This window comes from Brevibacillus laterosporus, from assembly GCA_007833815.1.
GTDB lineage: Bacteria > Bacillota > Bacilli > Brevibacillales > Brevibacillaceae > Brevibacillus_B > Brevibacillus_B laterosporus_D.
Window position 1 is genome coordinate 1,019,796 of the sequence record CP033464.1, and the last position, 19,118, is coordinate 1,038,913.

The 19,118-nt window shown below is 41.5% G+C and carries 16 protein-coding genes; 15 read left to right on the forward strand and 1 reads right to left on the reverse strand.

What is annotated here, in order from left to right:
• Positions 1 to 90: 90 nt before the first annotated feature.
• Positions 91 to 1,107 (reverse strand): GTP-binding protein, encoded by a 1,017-nt coding sequence (locus EEL30_06055; protein ID QDX91966.1) that lies wholly within the window; start codon positions 1,105 to 1,107, stop codon positions 91 to 93.
• Between the two features lie 158 nt (positions 1,108 to 1,265).
• On the opposite strand from EEL30_06055, the gene glmU reads away from it, so the two are divergent.
• The 15 genes from glmU to spoIIE all read left to right on the forward strand — a co-directional run bounded on the left by glmU (position 1,266) and on the right by spoIIE (position 19,066).
• Positions 1,266 to 2,645, forward strand: a complete 1,380-nt coding sequence (gene glmU, locus EEL30_06060) for a bifunctional UDP-N-acetylglucosamine diphosphorylase/glucosamine-1-phosphate N-acetyltransferase GlmU (protein ID QDX91967.1) — start codon at positions 1,266 to 1,268, stop codon at positions 2,643 to 2,645.
• 24 nt (positions 2,646 to 2,669) lie between these two features.
• Entirely contained in the window at positions 2,670 to 3,620 is a 951-nt protein-coding gene (locus tag EEL30_06065; protein ID QDX91968.1) for a ribose-phosphate diphosphokinase, read from the forward strand.
• Between the two features lie 83 nt (positions 3,621 to 3,703).
• A complete protein-coding gene (locus EEL30_06070) occupies positions 3,704 to 4,327 on the forward strand; it encodes a 50S ribosomal protein L25 (GenBank protein QDX91969.1) in 624 nt (207 codons plus the stop codon).
• 149 nt (positions 4,328 to 4,476) lie between these two features.
• Positions 4,477 to 5,049, forward strand: a complete 573-nt coding sequence (locus tag EEL30_06075; GenBank protein QDX91970.1) for an aminoacyl-tRNA hydrolase — start codon at positions 4,477 to 4,479, stop codon at positions 5,047 to 5,049.
• A gap of 76 nt (positions 5,050 to 5,125) precedes the next feature.
• Positions 5,126 to 5,356, forward strand: a complete 231-nt coding sequence (locus EEL30_06080) for an anti-sigma-F factor Fin family protein (GenBank protein ID QDX91971.1) — start codon at positions 5,126 to 5,128, stop codon at positions 5,354 to 5,356.
• A gap of 227 nt (positions 5,357 to 5,583) precedes the next feature.
• On the forward strand, positions 5,584 to 9,150 hold the full coding sequence (gene mfd, locus EEL30_06085) for a transcription-repair coupling factor (protein ID QDX91972.1): 3,567 nt from the start codon (positions 5,584 to 5,586) through the stop codon (positions 9,148 to 9,150).
• Between the two features lie 42 nt (positions 9,151 to 9,192).
• Positions 9,193 to 10,278 carry a foldase gene (locus EEL30_06090; GenBank protein ID QDX91973.1) on the forward strand — a complete coding sequence of 362 codons (1,086 nt, stop codon included), beginning with the start codon at positions 9,193 to 9,195 and terminating at the stop codon, positions 10,276 to 10,278.
• 330 nt (positions 10,279 to 10,608) lie between these two features.
• On the forward strand, positions 10,609 to 11,148 hold the full coding sequence (gene spoVT / locus EEL30_06095; protein ID QDX91974.1) for a stage V sporulation protein T: 540 nt from the start codon (positions 10,609 to 10,611) through the stop codon (positions 11,146 to 11,148).
• A gap of 195 nt (positions 11,149 to 11,343) precedes the next feature.
• On the forward strand, positions 11,344 to 12,993 hold the full coding sequence (locus tag EEL30_06100; GenBank protein QDX91975.1) for a polysaccharide biosynthesis protein: 1,650 nt from the start codon (positions 11,344 to 11,346) through the stop codon (positions 12,991 to 12,993).
• Between the two features lie 30 nt (positions 12,994 to 13,023).
• Entirely contained in the window at positions 13,024 to 14,490 is a 1,467-nt protein-coding gene (locus EEL30_06105; protein ID QDX91976.1) for a nucleoside triphosphate pyrophosphohydrolase, read from the forward strand.
• A 27-nt stretch (positions 14,491 to 14,517) separates the two neighbouring features.
• On the forward strand, positions 14,518 to 14,811 hold the full coding sequence (locus EEL30_06110; protein QDX91977.1) for an RNA-binding S4 domain-containing protein: 294 nt from the start codon (positions 14,518 to 14,520) through the stop codon (positions 14,809 to 14,811).
• A 110-nt stretch (positions 14,812 to 14,921) separates the two neighbouring features.
• Positions 14,922 to 15,206: a sporulation protein YabP gene (yabP, locus tag EEL30_06115; GenBank protein QDX91978.1), complete on the forward strand. Its 285-nt coding sequence runs from the start codon at positions 14,922 to 14,924 to the stop codon at positions 15,204 to 15,206.
• Positions 15,203 to 15,772: a spore cortex biosynthesis protein YabQ gene (gene yabQ, locus EEL30_06120; GenBank protein QDX91979.1), complete on the forward strand. Its 570-nt coding sequence runs from the start codon at positions 15,203 to 15,205 to the stop codon at positions 15,770 to 15,772. Before yabP ends, yabQ begins: the two co-directional genes overlap by 4 nt.
• Positions 15,773 to 15,798: 26 nt before the next feature.
• A complete protein-coding gene (locus EEL30_06125; GenBank protein ID QDX91980.1) occupies positions 15,799 to 16,110 on the forward strand; it encodes a septum formation initiator family protein in 312 nt (103 codons plus the stop codon).
• Positions 16,111 to 16,582: 472 nt separating this feature from the next.
• Positions 16,583 to 19,066 carry a stage II sporulation protein E gene (gene spoIIE, locus EEL30_06130; GenBank protein ID QDX91981.1) on the forward strand — a complete coding sequence of 828 codons (2,484 nt, stop codon included), beginning with the start codon at positions 16,583 to 16,585 and terminating at the stop codon, positions 19,064 to 19,066.
• The last annotated feature ends 52 nt before the right edge of the window (positions 19,067 to 19,118 follow it).

The window sequence follows — 19,118 nt, forward strand, 5'->3', positions numbered from 1 at the left end:
GCCATAATTCTGAAATTAATGAAAAATGAAATAAAAAGGCACCCGTTCAGTAGGTGCTTTTTTATTTTTTCGGCGTATACTGTTCATTGATTACTTACGATAGCATTTTTCTAGGTTTTCTATAATATTGTCTTTATCGAATCCCTCACCAATAAAAACAGCCACCATTTTTGGTCCAAAATTGGTAAATGGGAATAAGTGTACCTGAGTTTGGGTTTGCTGGAAAGAAATCAACTCGTCTTGTCCATTAAATTGCACGTAGCCTTTTGCCCGATAGATCGTTTTGGGAAGATCATATAAAAAGTCTTCAAAGGCCTGAGCATCAACTGGACCCTTAAAATGATAAGAAAATGTATCAATAGTATGGAAAAGGGAAGGTTGGTTTGATTTCAGCCCAAGTGATTGTTTTAATTTATCTAATGGGGAAAAGCGTCCAATGGTTTTTTGTACAGGAATGGTGGAGGTTGCATTTGATATTTCACTGTTTTGGGCAAGCCGTTTTACTTGTAGCAACTTCTCTAAATCCATTTCTGTACGTATCGTCGCGTGCATGGGTGCATGGGTATTTACTTCCTGAAGCCTTGCTTTTACTTTTGTTAATATATCTTCTTCCACTAAATCGACTTTGTTCACGATTAATAGGTCAGCATATTTTACTTGATTACGAATCGTTTTGACCAAAGCTCCGCCAGCTTGAAAAAAAGAAGTGAGCTCTAGGTATCTCGAAGCATCTACAACGCTAATAATCCCTTTTAAATTCATTTTGTCATAAAGCTCGGGATGCGTCATGGCATCAACTACTTCAATAGGATCGGCTACTCCTGTTGTCTCAATGATCAGGTGCTCCGGTTTTATATTTTGCATCATTTCTTTTAAATTGTCTGTAAGCTCACCTCGAATGGAGCAGCAGATGCAGCCATTTAGCATTTTTTTAACCGGAAAGCCAAATCCCTCTAATTGCTCCCCATCTACATCTTCTTCGCCCATTTCGTTCATCATGACAACGACATTGCTGCTTTGATCACGCAGATAGGCTAGTAGTTGTTGCAGAAGAGTTGTCTTCCCGCTCCCTAGATAACCTGTCAATATATATACATCTGTACTCATTTCATCCTCCTTGTGTTTTGAATAAAATAGAGTATGTTACCTAAATAGTAATTGTTTTGTTGAGAGTTATCAAATAGGAAAAGTTTCGTCATGTCTTGAAATGAACACCTATTTTAAGATATAGTCATGATGGAACTTCAGTATGTTGGAGGGTTAACATGTCTATTATACATGCGGTAATTCTTGCTGCTGGTCAGGGAACACGGATGAAATCCAAATTATATAAGGTACTGCATCCTGTATGCGGCAAGCCAATGGTTCAGCATGTGGTGGATACTTTGGCTTCCATGCAAGTGAACGATGTGGTTGTAGTAGTAGGACACGGGGCTGATAAAGTTCGTGATACGCTACAAGACCGTGTTCAATATGCGATGCAAGCAGAACAATTAGGAACAGCTCATGCAGCTTTACAAGCCAAGGATTTCTTACAAGGCCAGGAAGGAACGACCCTTCTTTTATATGGGGACGTGCCATTGCTGTCGAAAGAAACACTTGCTAAATTATTGGCTTACCATGAGGAGCAGAACGCTGCTGCTACAGTTTTAACCGCTTTGATGGCCGATCCAACTGGATATGGTCGTATTGTTCGGAATGAATCAAATGAAGTGTTACGCATTGTAGAGCATAAGGATGCGACGGATGTAGAACGTAACATTGCTGAAATCAACACAGGTATCTATTGCTTTGACAATAAGAAGCTTTGGGAAACATTATCCAAAGTGAAGAATGATAATGTTCAAAGTGAATACTATATCACTGATTGTGTGGGTATTCTACGAGAAGCAGGCGAGAAAGTGTCGGCTTACGCTGCCGTAGATCCAGATGAGACTATGGGGGTTAACGATCGCGTTCAGCTGTCCGAGGCAGAAGCTTATATGCGTAAACGTATTGCTATTGAACACATGAGAAACGGTGTTACTATCATTGATCCAGCTTCTACCTATATTGAAGCAGATGTGGTGATTGGAGCCGATACAATAATTGAGCCGAATTCCTATTTGCGTGGAAAAACGGTTATTGGCACAGATTGCAAAATTGGCCCACAGACCGAACTAACTAATATGCAAGTTGCGGATTGTGTAAGTATCACTTATTCCGTACTAGTGGACAGCCAAGTGGATGAACAGGCTACAGTTGGTCCGTTTGCGTATGTCCGTCCGCAGACCCATATTGGTCCTAAGGTAAAAATTGGAGATTTTGTGGAGCTCAAAAATGCTAAAATTGGTGCAGGAAGTAAAGTTCCTCATCTCAGTTATCTAGGAGATGCTGAGATCGGCCAAGGTGTTAACGTTGGATGTGGGACAATCTCCGTGAACTATGATGGAGCGAAAAAGCATAAGACGATAGTAGGCGATCGATCCTTTATTGGATGCAACTCTAACCTAGTTGCGCCTGTTACGGTAGGTCATGATGCTTATGTAGCTGCTGGTTCGACCATTAATCAAGATGTACCAGATGGAGCGTTTGCCATTGCGCGTGAACGCCAAACCAATAAACTGGACTACGCGGTGAAACTACCACGTAAACAAAGCGAATAAGAATAACGGGAGGCTTTTAACAAGATGGCTAATTATCGTGACCCGAAGCTGAAGGTATTCACTTGCAGTGCCAACCCTAAATTGGCTCAAGAGATTGCTGAACATATCGGCTTAAACGTGGGCAACATGGAGACAGCACGATTCAGTGACGGTGAGTGCCAAATCAAGCTAAATGAGAGTGTGCGTGGATCAGACGTATTCATTATCCAACCTACTTGCGCACCAGTAAACGAACACCTGATGGAGTTACTGGTTATGGTCGACGCTCTAAAACGTGCTTCTGCCAAAAGCATTAACGTTGTAATTCCTTACTATGGATATGCAAGACAAGATCGCAAAGCGCGTTCTCGTGATCCAATCACAGCGAAATTAGTTGCAAATCTGATCGAAACAGCAGGAGCACAGCGTGTGATTACAATGGACTTGCACGCAACGCAAATTCAAGGCTTCTTTGATATCCCTGTAGATCATCTGTTGGGAGTTCCAATTTTGGCTAAATATTTCCAAGAGAAAAAGCTCTCAGACGTTGTTGTTGTATCACCAGATCACGGGGGAGTTACACGTGCCCGTAAACTGGCTGAACGATTAGAAGCACCGATTGCCATCATTGATAAACGCCGTCCTGAACCGAACGTAGCTGAGGTTATGAATATTGTTGGTAACATTGAAGGTAAAACTGCTATCATTATTGACGATATCATTGACACAGCCGGAACGATTACTCTAGCTGCTAATGCCTTGGTAGATGCAGGTGCTCGTGAAGTGTATGCATGTTGCACACACCCTGTTCTCTCTGGCCCTGCCATGGAGCGTATTCAGAATTCCATGATTAAGGAGTTAATCGTAACCAACACGATTCCTTTAGAAACAGAAAAATTGATTGATAAGGTGAAGGTATTATCTGTGGCTCCATTAATTGGAGAAGCGATTATCCGCGTTCACGAGGAATTGTCGATCAGTAAATTGTTTGATTAAAATTACAGTATAATTGATAATCATTACCTCCTCTGGACAAGCTAGAACTGTCTTAGATCTACTTGGTCAGAGGAGGTTTTTCTATGGTAGCGATTAAAGCAGAAGTACGTAACACTCAAGATAACATGACAGCCAAAGCAATTCGTCGTGCTGGATGGGTTCCTGCTGTGTTATACGGTACAGATGTGGGAAATAAGGAAGTGAAGGTGCTGGCGCTTGAGTTAGATCAAGCCTTGCGTGAGCAAAACACCAACATCCCCTTTACATTACAAGTAGAAGGAAAAAAGTATGATGTGATGGTGTATGAGCTTCAGAGACACCCGGTCCAGGGTAGGATTCTGCATGCTGACTTTAAACAGATCAATATGAAAGAAAAAATTCATACATCGGTGCCTGTTACTATGACCGGAGATCCTGAATTAGGAGTAGCTACATTGGTACGACACAGTGTAGAAATTTCTTGCTTACCTACCGATATCCCAGCAACATTATCTGTAGATACAGATGGGCTACATATAGGAGACGTTATACTTGTTGAAGATTTACAAATTCCTCCGAATGTAGAAGTACATCTTGATGGGCTGGAAGTAGTGATCAGCGTACTTGCACCAAAAGCAAAATCGGATGAATCAATTGAAGCTCAGCAAAGCGCAATGGAAGTAGCAGAACAAGCAAATGCACCCATAGCCGAAGCGAAAAAAGTGTGACCAACGACCTCCCAAACCTTTTGGGAGGCTCTTTCTATGTATGGACATGCCGTTTTTTGACGGAAGAAGTCGACTTCCCTTCCTTTTTAAAAGGCTTACATTCATGTACAATGGAGTAAGTAGGTTATTTTGCTTTGGAGGTAATTGCATTGAAAGTCATCATTGGGTTAGGAAACCCTGGCAAACAATATGAGGATACCAGACATAATGTAGGGTTTCTTGCAATAGATACATTAAGTAAAGAATTACAAATCCCGTTAAACACCATGAAATTCCGTGGCATCATAGGGGAGGGAAATGTACAAGGAGAAAAGGTTTTATTAGTAAAACCGCAAACGTACATGAACCTATCTGGAGAAACGGTTGGACAGATTGTTTCCTTTTATAAATTGACAGCAAAAGATATAGTTGTCATTTATGATGATCTTGACTTACCGGTAGGCAAGCTAAGACTGCGGGAAAAAGGCAGTGCAGGTGGACATAATGGAATTAAATCATTAATTGCACATTTAGGTACACAAGATTTTAGTCGCATCAAAATTGGTGTTGATCGTCCTGAAGCAGGCAGAAGTGTAAGTGACTACGTGTTACACTCGTTTCCAAAAAGTGATTGGCCACATATTCAGGATGCAATTCAATCGGCAACAAAGGCCTGTGAGGATTGGATTAAAGGTGATAGCTTCCTGACTGTTATGAATCACTATAATCCAACACGTGGGTAGCCACAGTATCGAATATCTATAAGATGCCCATACTAAGTGGAAGAAAGTACTATATTTTCACTTAGGGGGTAATGATATGAGTTACCGCTATGTATGTCGTTGTTGTGGAATGAAGGTGGGGGAAATCCATCAATCGGATGTATCTGAATGGCAGCTAGGCTTTCAATTCTTGACCCAACAAGAGCGCCAACATATAATATCCAAGGATGAGATAGGCAATACAGTTGTTCGTGTGGTTTGTGATTATTGTAAAGAAGCCCTCGATCAAAATCCTGATTTGTCCGTTGTAGGAAATCCTCTGCAATAGCAAATGTATTTCTCACGCATTCTTACTTTTTCACAAATGACAAGGCATGCGAACTAGGTAGCCTTAGCTTTTAGAGTAGCTAAGGCTACTTGAGTGGATTTTTGTCGATTGAATAAATAAATAACTTTTTTGTACAAACTGCGATGTGGGAAGGTTGAACCGCGCCGCAGTTTTAGTGCTGTAACCTATGTAGTAATAGGAGAGTAAGGTTGGAGAGGAGATTAGGGATGCAAGTCATCATTAATCGTATAAAAGAAGATTCCAATTTCGGAACCATTCTTGCTGGTTTATCACAAGGTTTACATGAACAGTTGATGGCGGGACTATCTGGTTCCGCGCGTCACATTTTTATGGCGGCTGTCTATCAAGAGAGCAAACGCCCCTTGTGTATCGTGACACATAATATGTTTCAAGCGCAAAAAGTTTATGAGGACGTAGCAGAGCTACTCTCCCCAGAGGAAGTCATGCTTTATCCGGGGAATGAGCTAATTGGCTCAGAAATGGCGATTGCGAGTCCAGAGACGTTAGCACAACGCATTCAAGTATTTAACCGTTTAGCGAATGGCTTCACGGGTATTTTGGTTGTTCCTTTTGCAGGTATTCGCCGCCTAACTGTACCTCACGGAGTGTGGAAAGAGGCCCAAATTACCGTAAATCGTGGAGGAACCTTAGATTTACATGACTTTTTACAGAGAATGGTTGAATTAGGCTACGAACGGGTAGAGATGGTTGAGCGCAAAGGTGATTTAAGCATTCGTGGTGGTATTGTTGACCTATTCCCCGTTGATTCGGACTGGCCGATTCGAATTGAGCTATTTGATGAAGAGATCGATTCCATTCGAACATTTGATATGGGTACCCAGCGCTCTCAAGAACATTTGGAACAATATGTGATCGGTCCTGTAAAAGAAACGATCGTCTTTTCGTCCCAATTAGTCGAGAGTGCTAGTTATTTAGAGAAGAAGCTGGGTGAAACCTTAGGTAACACCAAGGATGATGTAGTAAAGGAAAGATTGATGGATCAAATTGGGCGTGATATTGAAATCATGCGCCAAGGTAGCCGACCAGCTAATTTATACAGCTATTTATCGGTTCTATATCCTGAGATGGAAACCATAATAGATTATCTGCCTGCCGATACGTTGATGATTGTCGACGAGCCGTCCCGTGTAATTGACACTGCGGTTCAACTACAAAAGGACGAATCCGAATGGATCACTAGTCGTATTGAGCAGGGCGATTTTATGTCTAATTTAATTCTGTCACGGTCGTATGATGAGTTAGTTCATGGGCAGAAGAGACAGATTGTCTATTTGTCGTTATTTTTGCGTCAAACACCGAAGACTCATCCACAAAATATCGTCAATAGTAACTGTCGCACGATGCAAAATTTTCATGGTCAAATGAACGTATTAAAAAGCGAGTTACAGCGATGGATAAAAGGCCAGTATCAAATTATCTTTGCTGCTGCCGATGCGGAGCGGGCCAAGCGTCTGGAACGAGTTTTAGATGACTATGAGATGGAAGCTGATTTGCTGTTAGAAGAAGTAAGCGTGATTCCTCCAGGTCGACCTACTATTATTATTGGAAATATTCAAAGCGGTTTTGAAATGCCATTAAGCAAAATGGTTGTCGTTACGGAAGGGGAAGTTTTTACAGCAAAGCAACGCAAGGCTCGCAAAGTAAATCAAAACATGAGCAATGCGGAGCGCATCAAGAATTACATGGAATTAAAGCCTGGCGATTATGTTGTACACATTAATCATGGGATTGGTAAATATCTAGGGATTGAAACAAAGGAAATTCTAGGCATCCACAAGGATTATTTACATGTACAATATGCAGGCGGCGATAGCTTGTTTGTACCGATTGATCAAATCGATCATGTACAAAAGTATGTAGGAAGTGAAGAAGCTCAGCCTAAGATCTATAATTTGGGCGGTAATGAATGGAAGCGCGTTAAGAGCAAGGTAGAAACGTCGGTAAAAGATATTGCCGAGGATTTAATCAAGCTTTATGCGCAACGGGAAGAAGCAGTAGGATATGGTTTTAACAAAGATAGCTTGGAGCAAAGAGAATTTGAGGCCATGTTCCAGTATCAGGAGACTGTGGATCAATTGCGGGCTATCGCAGAAGTGAAAGCTGACATGGAAAGCAAGCGCCCTATGGATCGTTTGGTTTGCGGGGATGTAGGATATGGAAAGACGGAAGTAGCGATACGTGCCGCCTTTAAATCGGTTATGGATGGTAAACAAGTAGCTTTACTTGTACCGACCACGATTTTGGCCCAACAACATTTTGAAACTTTTAAAGAGCGTTTTTCTGATTTCCCAATTAAAGTGGAAGTTTTGAGCCGCTTTCGTTCTCGAAAGGAACAAACTGCAACAATGAAGGGCTTAAAAGAAGGAACGGTAGATGTGGTAATCGGTACGCATCGATTGCTGTCTAAAGATATTATATTCCGTGACCTAGGGTTATTGATTGTTGATGAGGAGCAGCGTTTTGGTGTAAGCCATAAAGAAAAATTGAAGCAACTAAAAACCAATGTAGATGTACTAACGCTGACAGCTACTCCAATTCCTCGTACGCTTCATATGTCAATGCTTGGAGTACGTGATTTATCTGTTATTGAGACACCGCCAGAGAATCGCTTCCCTGTACAAACTTATGTTTTAGATTATAGTCCAGCTTTGGTTCGAGAAGCGATTGAACGCGAATTGGCTCGTGAAGGACAGGTGTTCTTCCTTTACAATCAGGTACAGGGCATTGAACAAATGGCTGAGCATATTTCAGCTTTGGTTCCTGATGCAAGGGTAGCTGTTGCGCATGGACAAATGAATGAGAGCGAACTAGAAAGAATTATCCTCGACTTCTTAGATGGGAATTATGATGTGTTGGTGAGTACAACAATTATTGAGACTGGTGTTGATATTCCTAACGTAAATACGTTAATCATATACAATGCAGACCGAATGGGTCTGTCCCAGTTGTATCAGCTACGAGGGCGTGTAGGTCGTTCCAATCGGATTGCTTATGCTTACTTCACCTACCAACGTGACAAGGTGCTAACAGAGGTAGCTGAGAAACGTTTACAGGCTATTAAGGAATTTACGGAACTCGGATCTGGTTTTAAAATTGCCATGCGAGATTTATCCATTCGTGGAGCGGGTAATTTATTGGGAGCTGAGCAGCATGGTTTCATCAATACTGTTGGGTTTGATTTGTACACACAAATGCTGAAGGAAGCAATTGATGATTTACGTGGTGAAGTGAGGACAGAAGAGATCGCTCCTGCTCCTCCAGTCGAAATCAATCTTCAAATTGATGCGTATCTACCTTCTGATTACATTACAGATAGCCGTCAAAAAATCGAAATGTACAAAAAATTTGTAGCAACCTCAACGTTAGAAGAGCTCGATGATCTTGCTGATGAGTTGATCGACCGTTTCGGTAATATCCCATATCCAGTAGAAAATTTACTAATGATCTCTCGTCTACGTATTCAAGCGATGAAGCATCATATTGTTGAGATTAATCAGAAAGATCCTGATGTTATTAAAATCATTTTGGCAGAACATCAAACCTCCAATATTGATGGAGGGGCTCTATTTGGGCTATCTAGCAAATATGATCGCCGTATCGGTCTTTCTACTACCCCAGGTGGACAACAGATCATCGTAACTGTTAAAGTTAAGGGGTTAAAAATTGAGGCTGGGGTCAAGATGGTAATAGACCTAATTGATGAGTTCCATTTGGTTGAAAAGAGTAAGAACCCTGATCCCTCATTACATTAAATCCACTAGGTGCTAAAGGTGCCGAGAAGGGAGTTTTGTTTCATGAAAAAAACTACATTTAAGAAGGGTAAACGTGTGTTGGCCCTACTTTCCACCACGGCATTAACGCTAGCGATTCTGAGTGGTTGCGGAACGACTAATAAGGCTGAAACAGCACAACCAGATAAACCGGGGGCAGAACAACCTGCTGATAATGAAGATGCTCTAGCGCAATTCCCGCCGGTTAAATTGCCATTTACCATTGATCCGAATGCTTCTATTTTTGAATATCAAGGTGGCAAGCTAACAGGTCAGGAGTTTGAAGATTTCTTGCGTGCACTTGGCTTTATGAATCCTCCGCAAGCCTATGCGATTGGGGTTTCCACACAAGAGATGGTGGACAACTATGCTCGTCAATATCTAGCTACTAAGCTAAAAGCGGAAAAGGCTGATGAAGCAATCAAGAAAGCATCAGTTACAGAAGCGGATAAAGCTTTTGAATCGCTAAAAGGCCAGTACGTTCAGGTACTTGGTAGCGAAGATAAATTTAACCAATTGTTGAAGAATCATAATCTCACAAAAGAAGCGATTGTGAAACAATTAACGAGTATCAATGCTTCTGTGAAGGTCATGGAAAGTGAAGTAAACGATGCAGAAGTGAAGAAAGTATACGATGCAGAAGATAAATCTGCGTATACAACAGCTTCTGTGCGACATATTCTGGTTAAATTCGAAAACCGTAAGCCAGAAGAAGCGGATAAGTTGGCAAAAGATTATCTTGCCCGTCTGAAAAAAGGAGAAGACTTTGCTACCCTTGCAAAACAAGTGTCTGAGGACGAGGGAAGTAAAGCAAACGGTGGATTGTACGAAAATGCTGACGTAAACAACTGGGTACCAGAATTTAAGAAGGCCGCTCTAACTCAAAAGATTGGAGTACTCAGTGAACCAGCAGTGAAGACTGAGTATGGTTATCACATCGTTAAAGTAGAAGATCGTAAAGTGAAAACTTTTGATGAAGCAAAAGCTCAGTTGAAGCAACAGGCATTGGAGCAAAAATTTGAGCAATATGTTACCAAAGATCTGGACAAGATTATTACAAAAAAATCTATACCAGAGGTAAAAGCACCAGCTCCTGAAACGAATAAATAAAGACAGTGTAGCCCCTCATGTAATCCAAGAACTGTGTTTACAGTTACTAGTGGATGTACAGAGGGGCTTTTTCTGTTTTGTGGGAACACCATGAAATGGGTAGCTTGGAATAAAAAGGGTTGGTTTAATTTTGTTTTGATCGCATATTCTTCTTCCCAAGGCAAATACTATTATCACTCGCTACCGCCCGGGGGAGAGTACACAGCAAGCTTTACTGGTAACAATTACAAAGAAAAGAATTAGTAAAAAGCGAGAAGATAGGAAAACATAGGAGTAAATCCTCAAAAACCCACTATATCAATCTTCTCAAGAAAGCGAGGCAACAAGATTATGAAGGCAACTGGAATTGTTCGTCGTATAGACGACCTCGGACGGGTCGTAATCCCGAAGGAAATCCGTCGCACACTTCGTATTCGTGAGGGGGATCCACTTGAGATTTTTGTCGATCGTGATGGGGAAGTAATCCTTAAAAAATATTCTCCAATTGGGGAATTGGCTGATTTTGCTAAGGAATATGCTGACTCTTTATACGAAAGCTTAAATCATATTGTCATTATTTCCGATCGAGATACGGTCATTGCAGTAGCCGGTGCTTCCAAGAAAGAATACTTGGAAAAACCGATTGGTAGTCTAGTAGAAAAATCATTGGAAGAGCGTAAGAGCAAGGTAGAAAAAAATTCGGGTCAATATGAAGTATGTCGAGATATGCCAGAGCAGTACTCTTCTTACGTAGTGGCTCCAATCGTTGCGGGTGGAGACCCTATTGGTGCGGTAATTCTCCTCAACAAAGCAGAAGCAAAAATGGGCGAATTAGAGATGAAAATGGCAGAAACAGCTGCTGGATTCTTAGCGAAACAAATGGAACAATAATAGCGAATAAATAACGAATCTCCAAAAAACAAGCCTTACACAAGAGGCTTGTTTTTTTTGACTTTCTCTACTAAGTGTTAGTAAAACAGGAACGACGAACGCCTCACCCCCCTTGATTACTCACTTCCTCTGTGTGGTATAATGGACAAAGTTTCTGAACGAAGACTTTTTTGTAAGAGGAGAAATAGATACTGTATGGCAGGAGAGAGAAGTGCAAATCATTTCGTCAAAGGTGCTGCTATTCTGGGTATTGCCGGCTTGCTTTCCAAGGTTCTGGGAGCGATCTATCGCATACCTTATCAAAATATTACAGGTGATGTTGGGTTATATGTGTATATGCAGGTATATCCGCTGTACACAGCCTTATTGATTTTGGCAACAGCAGGTTTTCCTATCGCTATTTCCAAAATCGTCTCAGAACGATTAGCAGTCGAGGACCATCTAGGTGCACGTAAAGCTTTCCGTGTAGCCAGTGTTTCACTAGGAATACTAGGAGTATTCTTTTTTTTCCTTTTGTATCTAGGGGCTCCTGCACTAGCCCGAATTATGGGCGATGAACAGCTGACATTACCGCTACGAGCAGTAGCGTGGTCGTTACCATTAGTTCCGTTAGTGTCCATTTTGCGTGGATATTTTCAGGGGCAACAAGACATGGTACCTACAGGAGTTTCACAGGTAGTCGAACAGATTATTCGCGTTATCGTTATTTTGGTCTCTGCCTACTGGATGATGAGTGCCTATCAGGATGCTTATCTAGCCGGTACAGGAGCAGTATTTGCTGCTTTTCCTGGTGCTTTGGCAGCCTTTTTAGTTCTATTCTATTATTATCGCAAATCTAGACGTTATCATCGTCGTAGAGGGTATCGCAAAACATTGCGTGCTCAACAGCTTACAGATACAGTAACAAACAAGCAAGTATTGATCAGCATCTTACATTATGCGATTCCCATTTGTATAGGTGCATTGGTTTTGCCGATGATTCCATTAATTGATTCGGTGACCGTTTCTAATTTGCTTCAATGGAACGGATATGAACTTGATTTAGCGAAGGAATTAAAAGGAATCTATGATCGTGGACAGCCACTGATTCAATTTGGTACGTTTTTTGCCACATCACTATCGTTGGCTTTAGTACCAGCTATCAGCGAGGCTGTAGCACAAAAACAGGACAAAATGATCCTCAATCGTACTGACATGGCCTTACGCTTAACCTTGATGCTTGGTTTGCCAGCCTCTATCGGACTAGCTTTGTTAGCCGAACCAGTAAATATTATGGTGTACGGAAATGATAAAGGAACGTGGTCACTTGCTATTCAAGCTTTTGTCATTGTGTTTGCGACATTAAGTATCGCTACCTCTGGCATCTTGCAAGGATTAGGACATGTTAAATTACCAGCCAGACACTTGATGATTGGTGTAGGGGTAAAATTATTGGCTAATCTTGCTCTGACGCCTTTATGGGGCATACAGGGTGCGGCAGTAGCTACTGTATTCGCCTATGTGACGTCAATGGCATTAAACATGAGGTCTATTCGCCACTATCTGGGGCTTTCCTTTAACGTAAAAGAAATGTTGGCTAAACCGTTAATAAGTGTGGCTCTCATGTCTATTATGGTCTTAATCGTCCAAGGCTTGATGAATTTGATTGTGGGGTCGCTGATTGACAGCGAGCGTTTAGGTCAAACGATCGTGGGTACTTCAGCGGTTACAGTGGGGTTAGTCGTGTATATGCTTTCACTGTTATATACAGGAGGCATCAAGCGTGAAGAATTATTGTATTTGCCAAAAGGAAAGAGATTAATCTCGCTTTTGGAGCGGTATAAGCTCTTGCAGATTCGAAAATAGTCAGGGACAAAGGAACGGAGGATTCCCTACATGGTGAATACCATTTATGTCGTGGGACTTGGGGCAGGTAATCTAGATCAAATGCCTCTAGGTATGTATAAACGTTTAAAACAGACGAACCACTTGTATGTGCGTACGGCTGATCATCCTGTATTGGATCAATTGGTTGATGAAGGGCTTACTTATACGTCCTTTGATACTATCTATGAAAAAAACGATTCATTTGAACAAGTATATCAAGAGATTGTTCAGCATCTGTTGTCCAAGGTTAAAAAAGAAGGTGAAGTAACCTATGCAGTTCCCGGACATCCTTTAGTAGCAGAGCGGACGGTACAATTGCTACTAAGTCATGCAGTAGAGGAGCAAGTAGAGGTAGAAGTGCTAGGTGGACAAAGCTTTTTGGACCCACTGTTCGCTCGCTTGGCGATTGATCCAATTGAAGGTTTTGCACTGTTGGATGCTACAAGTATGAAAGCAGATCAAGTAAATCCAGGTCTACATACGGTTATTGCACAAGTATATGATCAAATGTCTGCCTCTGACGCGAAGCTTACCTTAATGGAAGTGCTCCCTGACGAATACGAAGTAGTGGTTGCGACTGCGGTTGGGATAGAAGGTAGAGAGATTGTAGAGCGTCTACCATTGTATGATTTAGACCGGGTTGAGCATTTAGGTAACTTGAGCTTAATCTATGTACCACCTGCTACAGAAGAGTCTGTTAAGCAACGTCAATTCTCTTATTTAAAAGACGTGATTGCTACTTTACGTGGACCAGAAGGATGCCCGTGGGATCGTAAGCAGACTCATCAAAGTCTGCGCCGTTATTTGCTGGAAGAAGCTTATGAAACGGTAGAAGCGATCGACGAGGATGATGTGGATGCGCTTTGCGAAGAATTAGGAGATGTGCTCCTACAGATCATGCTTCATGCGCAAATTGCTTCAGAGGAAGGTTATTTCACGATTGAAGATATCATATCGACTCTGACGGCTAAGATGATTCGACGTCATCCGCATGTGTTTGGTGAATCGGAAGTAGCTGACGCGGATGCAGTGGTTGTGAATTGGGAACAAATTAAAGCCCAAGAAAAAGCAGAGAAAGGGCAGGTATCCGAGGATTCTTCCTTGCTGGCATCTCTACCAAAGGATTTGCCTGCGATTTTAGCAGCTGTCAAAATTCAAAAGAAGGCAGCGGAGGTAGGTTTCGATTGGGACGAAGTGAAAGATGTGTATGCCAAGATTGAGGAAGAGTATGAGGAGCTACAGCAGGCAACTCCAGAAGAACAAACAGGAGAGCTGGGAGATTTACTCTTTGCTGTAATCAATCTAGCTCGATTTATGAAGATTGACCCTGAACAGGCTTTAGCGCTGACTAACCTTAAATTTAAGCGTAGATTTACCTATATTGAACAAAAACTGCATGAGAGTAACAAGCATTTTGCTGACACAACTTTAGAAGAGATGGATCGTTATTGGAATGAAGCCAAAACTAAAGAATAGATAAAGCTACATAGAGGAGGAATTATTATGCGTCTTGATAAATTTCTAAAGGTATCTCGCTTGATTAAACGACGCACCTTAGCTAAAGATGTTTGTGATCAGGGACGTGTCGAAATTAATGAACGTACTGCAAAAGCATCCAGTAATGTAAAAGTGGGCGATTCTATCTCAATTCGCTTTGGCCAAAAGATCGTTACGGTAAAAGTGGAAGAGATTAAAGAAAATGCGCGTAAAGATGAAGCGGCTTCGCTTTACACCGTTATTGGTGAAGTGCCTGTGCCACGTGATGAAAAAGAAGAAGATGAATATCTAAGAGCGTAAGCAATAGTTCTAAAAGGACATCCCCCTCCATATCTTGGTACAAAGAGGAACATTTTGTTCCCAGCGTTTTGGATCGTACTCCAGACCACCAAGATAAGGAGGGTTTTTATATGATTGAACAAAATAAACGGCCTCGCCACGAAGTTGTCATGATCAATCGGCGTAGTTTGGCTATATCCGGGGTAAAAAAGGTAGACAGCTTTGATAGTGAGGAGTTTCTGTTAGAGACAGAAGGTGGCTTTCTTACTATACGCGGCCAGAATCTTCATATGAAAAACCTGAGTCTTGAAACCGGAGAAGTGGCCATCGAAGGTTTCGTTCATGACATGGGGTATATAGAACAGGGGCAGGCCGGAGATCGCTCGAAAGGATTTTTCGGCAAATTATTTAAGTGAGTATCAGTATTCAGTTCCAGACTATGGCGTTCATGTCCCTGTGTGGAATTTTTATGGGGATGGGGTTTGATACGTACCATGTCATAAAAGGCAAAGGCCGCTTCCCACTTTGGCTCGTTTTTATATTAGATATGTTATTTTGGTTAAGTAGTGTGGGAATTGTTTTTTATGTGTTGGTATTGGTTAATGATGGGGTAGTGAGATTCCCGATCTATCTAGGCATTGTTATAGGAGCATGGCTCTATTTCCTACTAGGTAGTAAGGTTTATATCAGATTTTTGTTAACTGTGCTAAAATGGAGTATATGGATATTTCAGATCAGTGTTAAAATTATTGATGTGCTATTGATTAAACCGGTAGAGATAATTTTTCATTTTATCTGGATTATTCTTGTATTCCTTTTTACTCTTATTGCAAAGATAGGATTGTTCATTTGGCGAATCATTTCGTGGCCATTGTCACCATTTGTTCCATGGGGTCGTAACTTGTGGAAAAGTATTCGGGGCAAAGTGGCAGGAGCAAAGGAAGCGCTGAAGAAATGGTTAACCAAGGAAAACAAACAGTAGAAAGGTAGCAAAGGTGGAGAGCAGACATGGCCAAGGAACGTCCCTCTCAATCGAATAATCTAGGTCGTAAGCGAAGACTTCGCTTTATTATGTTCTTCGTATTTTGCTTCTTGATCTGGACGGGCTATACTGCTTATCTTCAAAGCTCCGTTATTGCTGAGACAGAAGAGCAGGTAAAAGCGCTACAGAAGGATTTGGCACAAAAGAAAGATCAACAAGAAGAGCTAACCAAGAAGATGAAACGATTGGATGATCCAGAATACATCGCAGAGCTTGCACGCAAAAATAATTTTATGTCCAAGCCGGGCGAGATCATCTTTTTGATCCCTGATAATTAAAACATTTGGACCTCGCAAAAATAAATGAAAATAATTTTTCAAAAACGTGCAATTGATTTTAAAAACAGGAAGGTCATTTTAAATGAATGGCGAATATAATATAATAAGCCCGTTTCGCCGAGCGCGAATCACCTGATGGCCGACGTTGAACGCAAGACGTCGGTTTTTTTTGTCTCAACACTTCTGTGATTTAAAGTGATAAAGTTAAAAGCGAACTTAGAAAAACTGATTTGAACAAAAGCTCAACCCTCTATTATCTACAAGTCTAGATTTCTTATATCCATTCCTCGACAGGTACTTTAATCAAATGTAGCCATCTTGGGCATAAATCCATGAACCATCACATAAACAAACGAGATACGTTTAAATTTGTCGGACGATTTTAGGAATATGCCTCTATCGTTTGACAAAATTTACAACAATCCATTCGTATAATTGGGTACACAAAACTCAAAACGGGTGGTGCTGGTATATGTTCAATAAAAGCCAAGTGGTTTCTCCAAATGCTAATCTTTTTACCCAACAACTTTCTAATCAAGTATCTCAGACGATGGGGAGCTTCGGCGATCGAATTGCTACCTTCCTGAAAAAATGGCATATCCTTACACTGACTATGGGTTTTTTATTAGGACGAGCCCTTATTCTAGACGAATTATCCCCATTTGTAGTTCCTTATTTCATTGTGATGTACTTTCTCCGACGAGAAACGTTACTCTTCAGTGCATTGGGAATGTTGGTAGGCTCATTAGCCCACTCAATACCTCTAGGAATGCAGACATTGCTTAGTATCGTACTTGCTGTTGGTGTGTGCCGTATCTCGGAGAAATGGAAACGAAAAGATTTTTCGTATACACCTTTTATGGTAGTAGGTACCGTATTTGCTAGCCATCTATTATGTAAGGTGATTCTCAATCAGGTAAACACCTACAGCGTGACCATGATTGGTGTGGAGGCTATTCTCAGTTTTGTTCTGACACTTATCTTTATTCAGTCATTATCTATCATTCACATAAATAAACCATTTGAACCCTTAAAAACAGAAGAAATTATATGTCTAGTAATTTTATTGGCTTCTTTAATGACGGGAACCGTAGGCTGGGTGATACAAGGAGTTTCTATGGAACATATCTTGTCCCGTTATCTTCTATTATTATTTGCTTTTGTTGGGGGAGGAACGGTCGGGGCCGCAGTGGGGGTGGCTACCGGACTTATTCTCAGTTTAGCTGATGTGAGTGCCTTGCAACAAATAAGCTTGTTAGCCTTCGCAGGATTATTAGCCGGGTTATTAAAAGAGGGAGGGAAAATTGGTGTAGTAGCAGGACTTGCAATCGGAACTTCGATTTTGGGAATCTATGGTGGTGCCCAAAGTGGATTATATCTATCTTTAGTGGAGACCTCCATTGCCGCCTTCTTATTTCTGCTAACGCCAGCTTCTATATGGAAAAAGGTGGCTAGTTTTATTCCGGGGACCTCAGAACATATACAATCCCATCAGGAATATATGCGGCGTATACGCGACATGACGGCAGGTAAGATTCAGCAGTTTTCTGATTTATTTATCCAGCTATCCCATTCATTTGCTCAAACAGCCGAGACGGAAAAAGGAGTTGAGGAAGAGGAAGTAGATCTTTATTTAAGTAAAGTGACGGAGGGGACGTGCCAACTATGCTGGAAAAAGGAACAGTGCTGGGAGCGGGACACTCAAGTGACTTACGATGCGATGAGGAGCATGCTCATTACCGTATCCGAACATGGGACGATGCAAGGAGCAGTCATACCAAAGGAGTGGGAGAAGAAATGCGTGAAAACAGAAAAGGTAATCCAACATATGGAGCAAGAGTACCACCGGATGATTGAACATAATCAATTGAAAAAACAAATCCAAGACAGTCGCAAGCTTGTTGCAGATCAATTATCTGGAGTGTCGCGGGTCATGAGCGATTTTGCTCGGGAAATTCAACGGGAAGGAGTTGCGCTGAGCCTACAGGAGAAGCAGGTATCACGAGCTCTGGAGGGTTTAGGCTTATCTGTAAGGCGTGTAGATATTCATAGCTTAGAAGAAGGGAAGGTGGATATAGAAATCAGTCAGCCGAGCTGCTATGGGCGCGATGAGTGCGCCAAGATTGTGGCTCCGATGCTTACAGAAATTTTGGGCGAGAACATTATTGTTAAGGAGCGACAATGTGAAGCCTTTAAGGATCAACATTGCAAAATGTGTCTTGCCTCTGCTAAAACGTATGAAATTGAAATTGGAGTTGCGGGGGCCGCCAAGGATGGCAAACTATTATCGGGTGACAGCTTTAAAACAATGGATTTGGGAAATGGAAAGGTGGCCGTGGCGATCAGTGATGGAATGGGGAATGGGGAGCGCGCTTATATCGAAAGTCAATCAGCATTGGATATGTTGCAACAGCTCTTAAAATCAGGGCTGGATGAAAAGCTGTCCATTAAAACAGTAAATTCCGTATTGTCATTACGTTCATCTGATGAAATGTTTGCAACCGTGGATTTGGCCGTAATCGATTTGCAGACTGCGATGACGCGGTTTATCAAAATTGGTTCCACCCCTTCGTTTATTAAACGTGGAAATGAGGTATTTACGGTATCGGCCAATAATTTACCGGTTGGCATTTTAGATGAGATTGAAGTGGACATTGTGACAAGAAATCTAAAGGCAGGTGATTTATTAATTATGATGTCAGATGGAATTTTTGAGGCTCCACGTCACATCGAAAATAGACCGGTGTGGATGAAGCGATTAATCTCACAGCTTCAAACAGAGGATCCTCAAGAAATCTCTGACTTGTTATTAGAAAGAGTCATTCGAGAACATAGTGGAGAAATCGTAGACGACATGACGGTTTTAGTCACTCGGATTGATCGATTTGTACCACAATGGTCAGCTATACAGGTATCTGGAATGGAGAAGATGGAGCGGCCACGAGTGGTAAGTTAAAGGTATGTTTTTCACCTCCTGCGCCCATACTGGTAAAAAATGCTACCGAAGA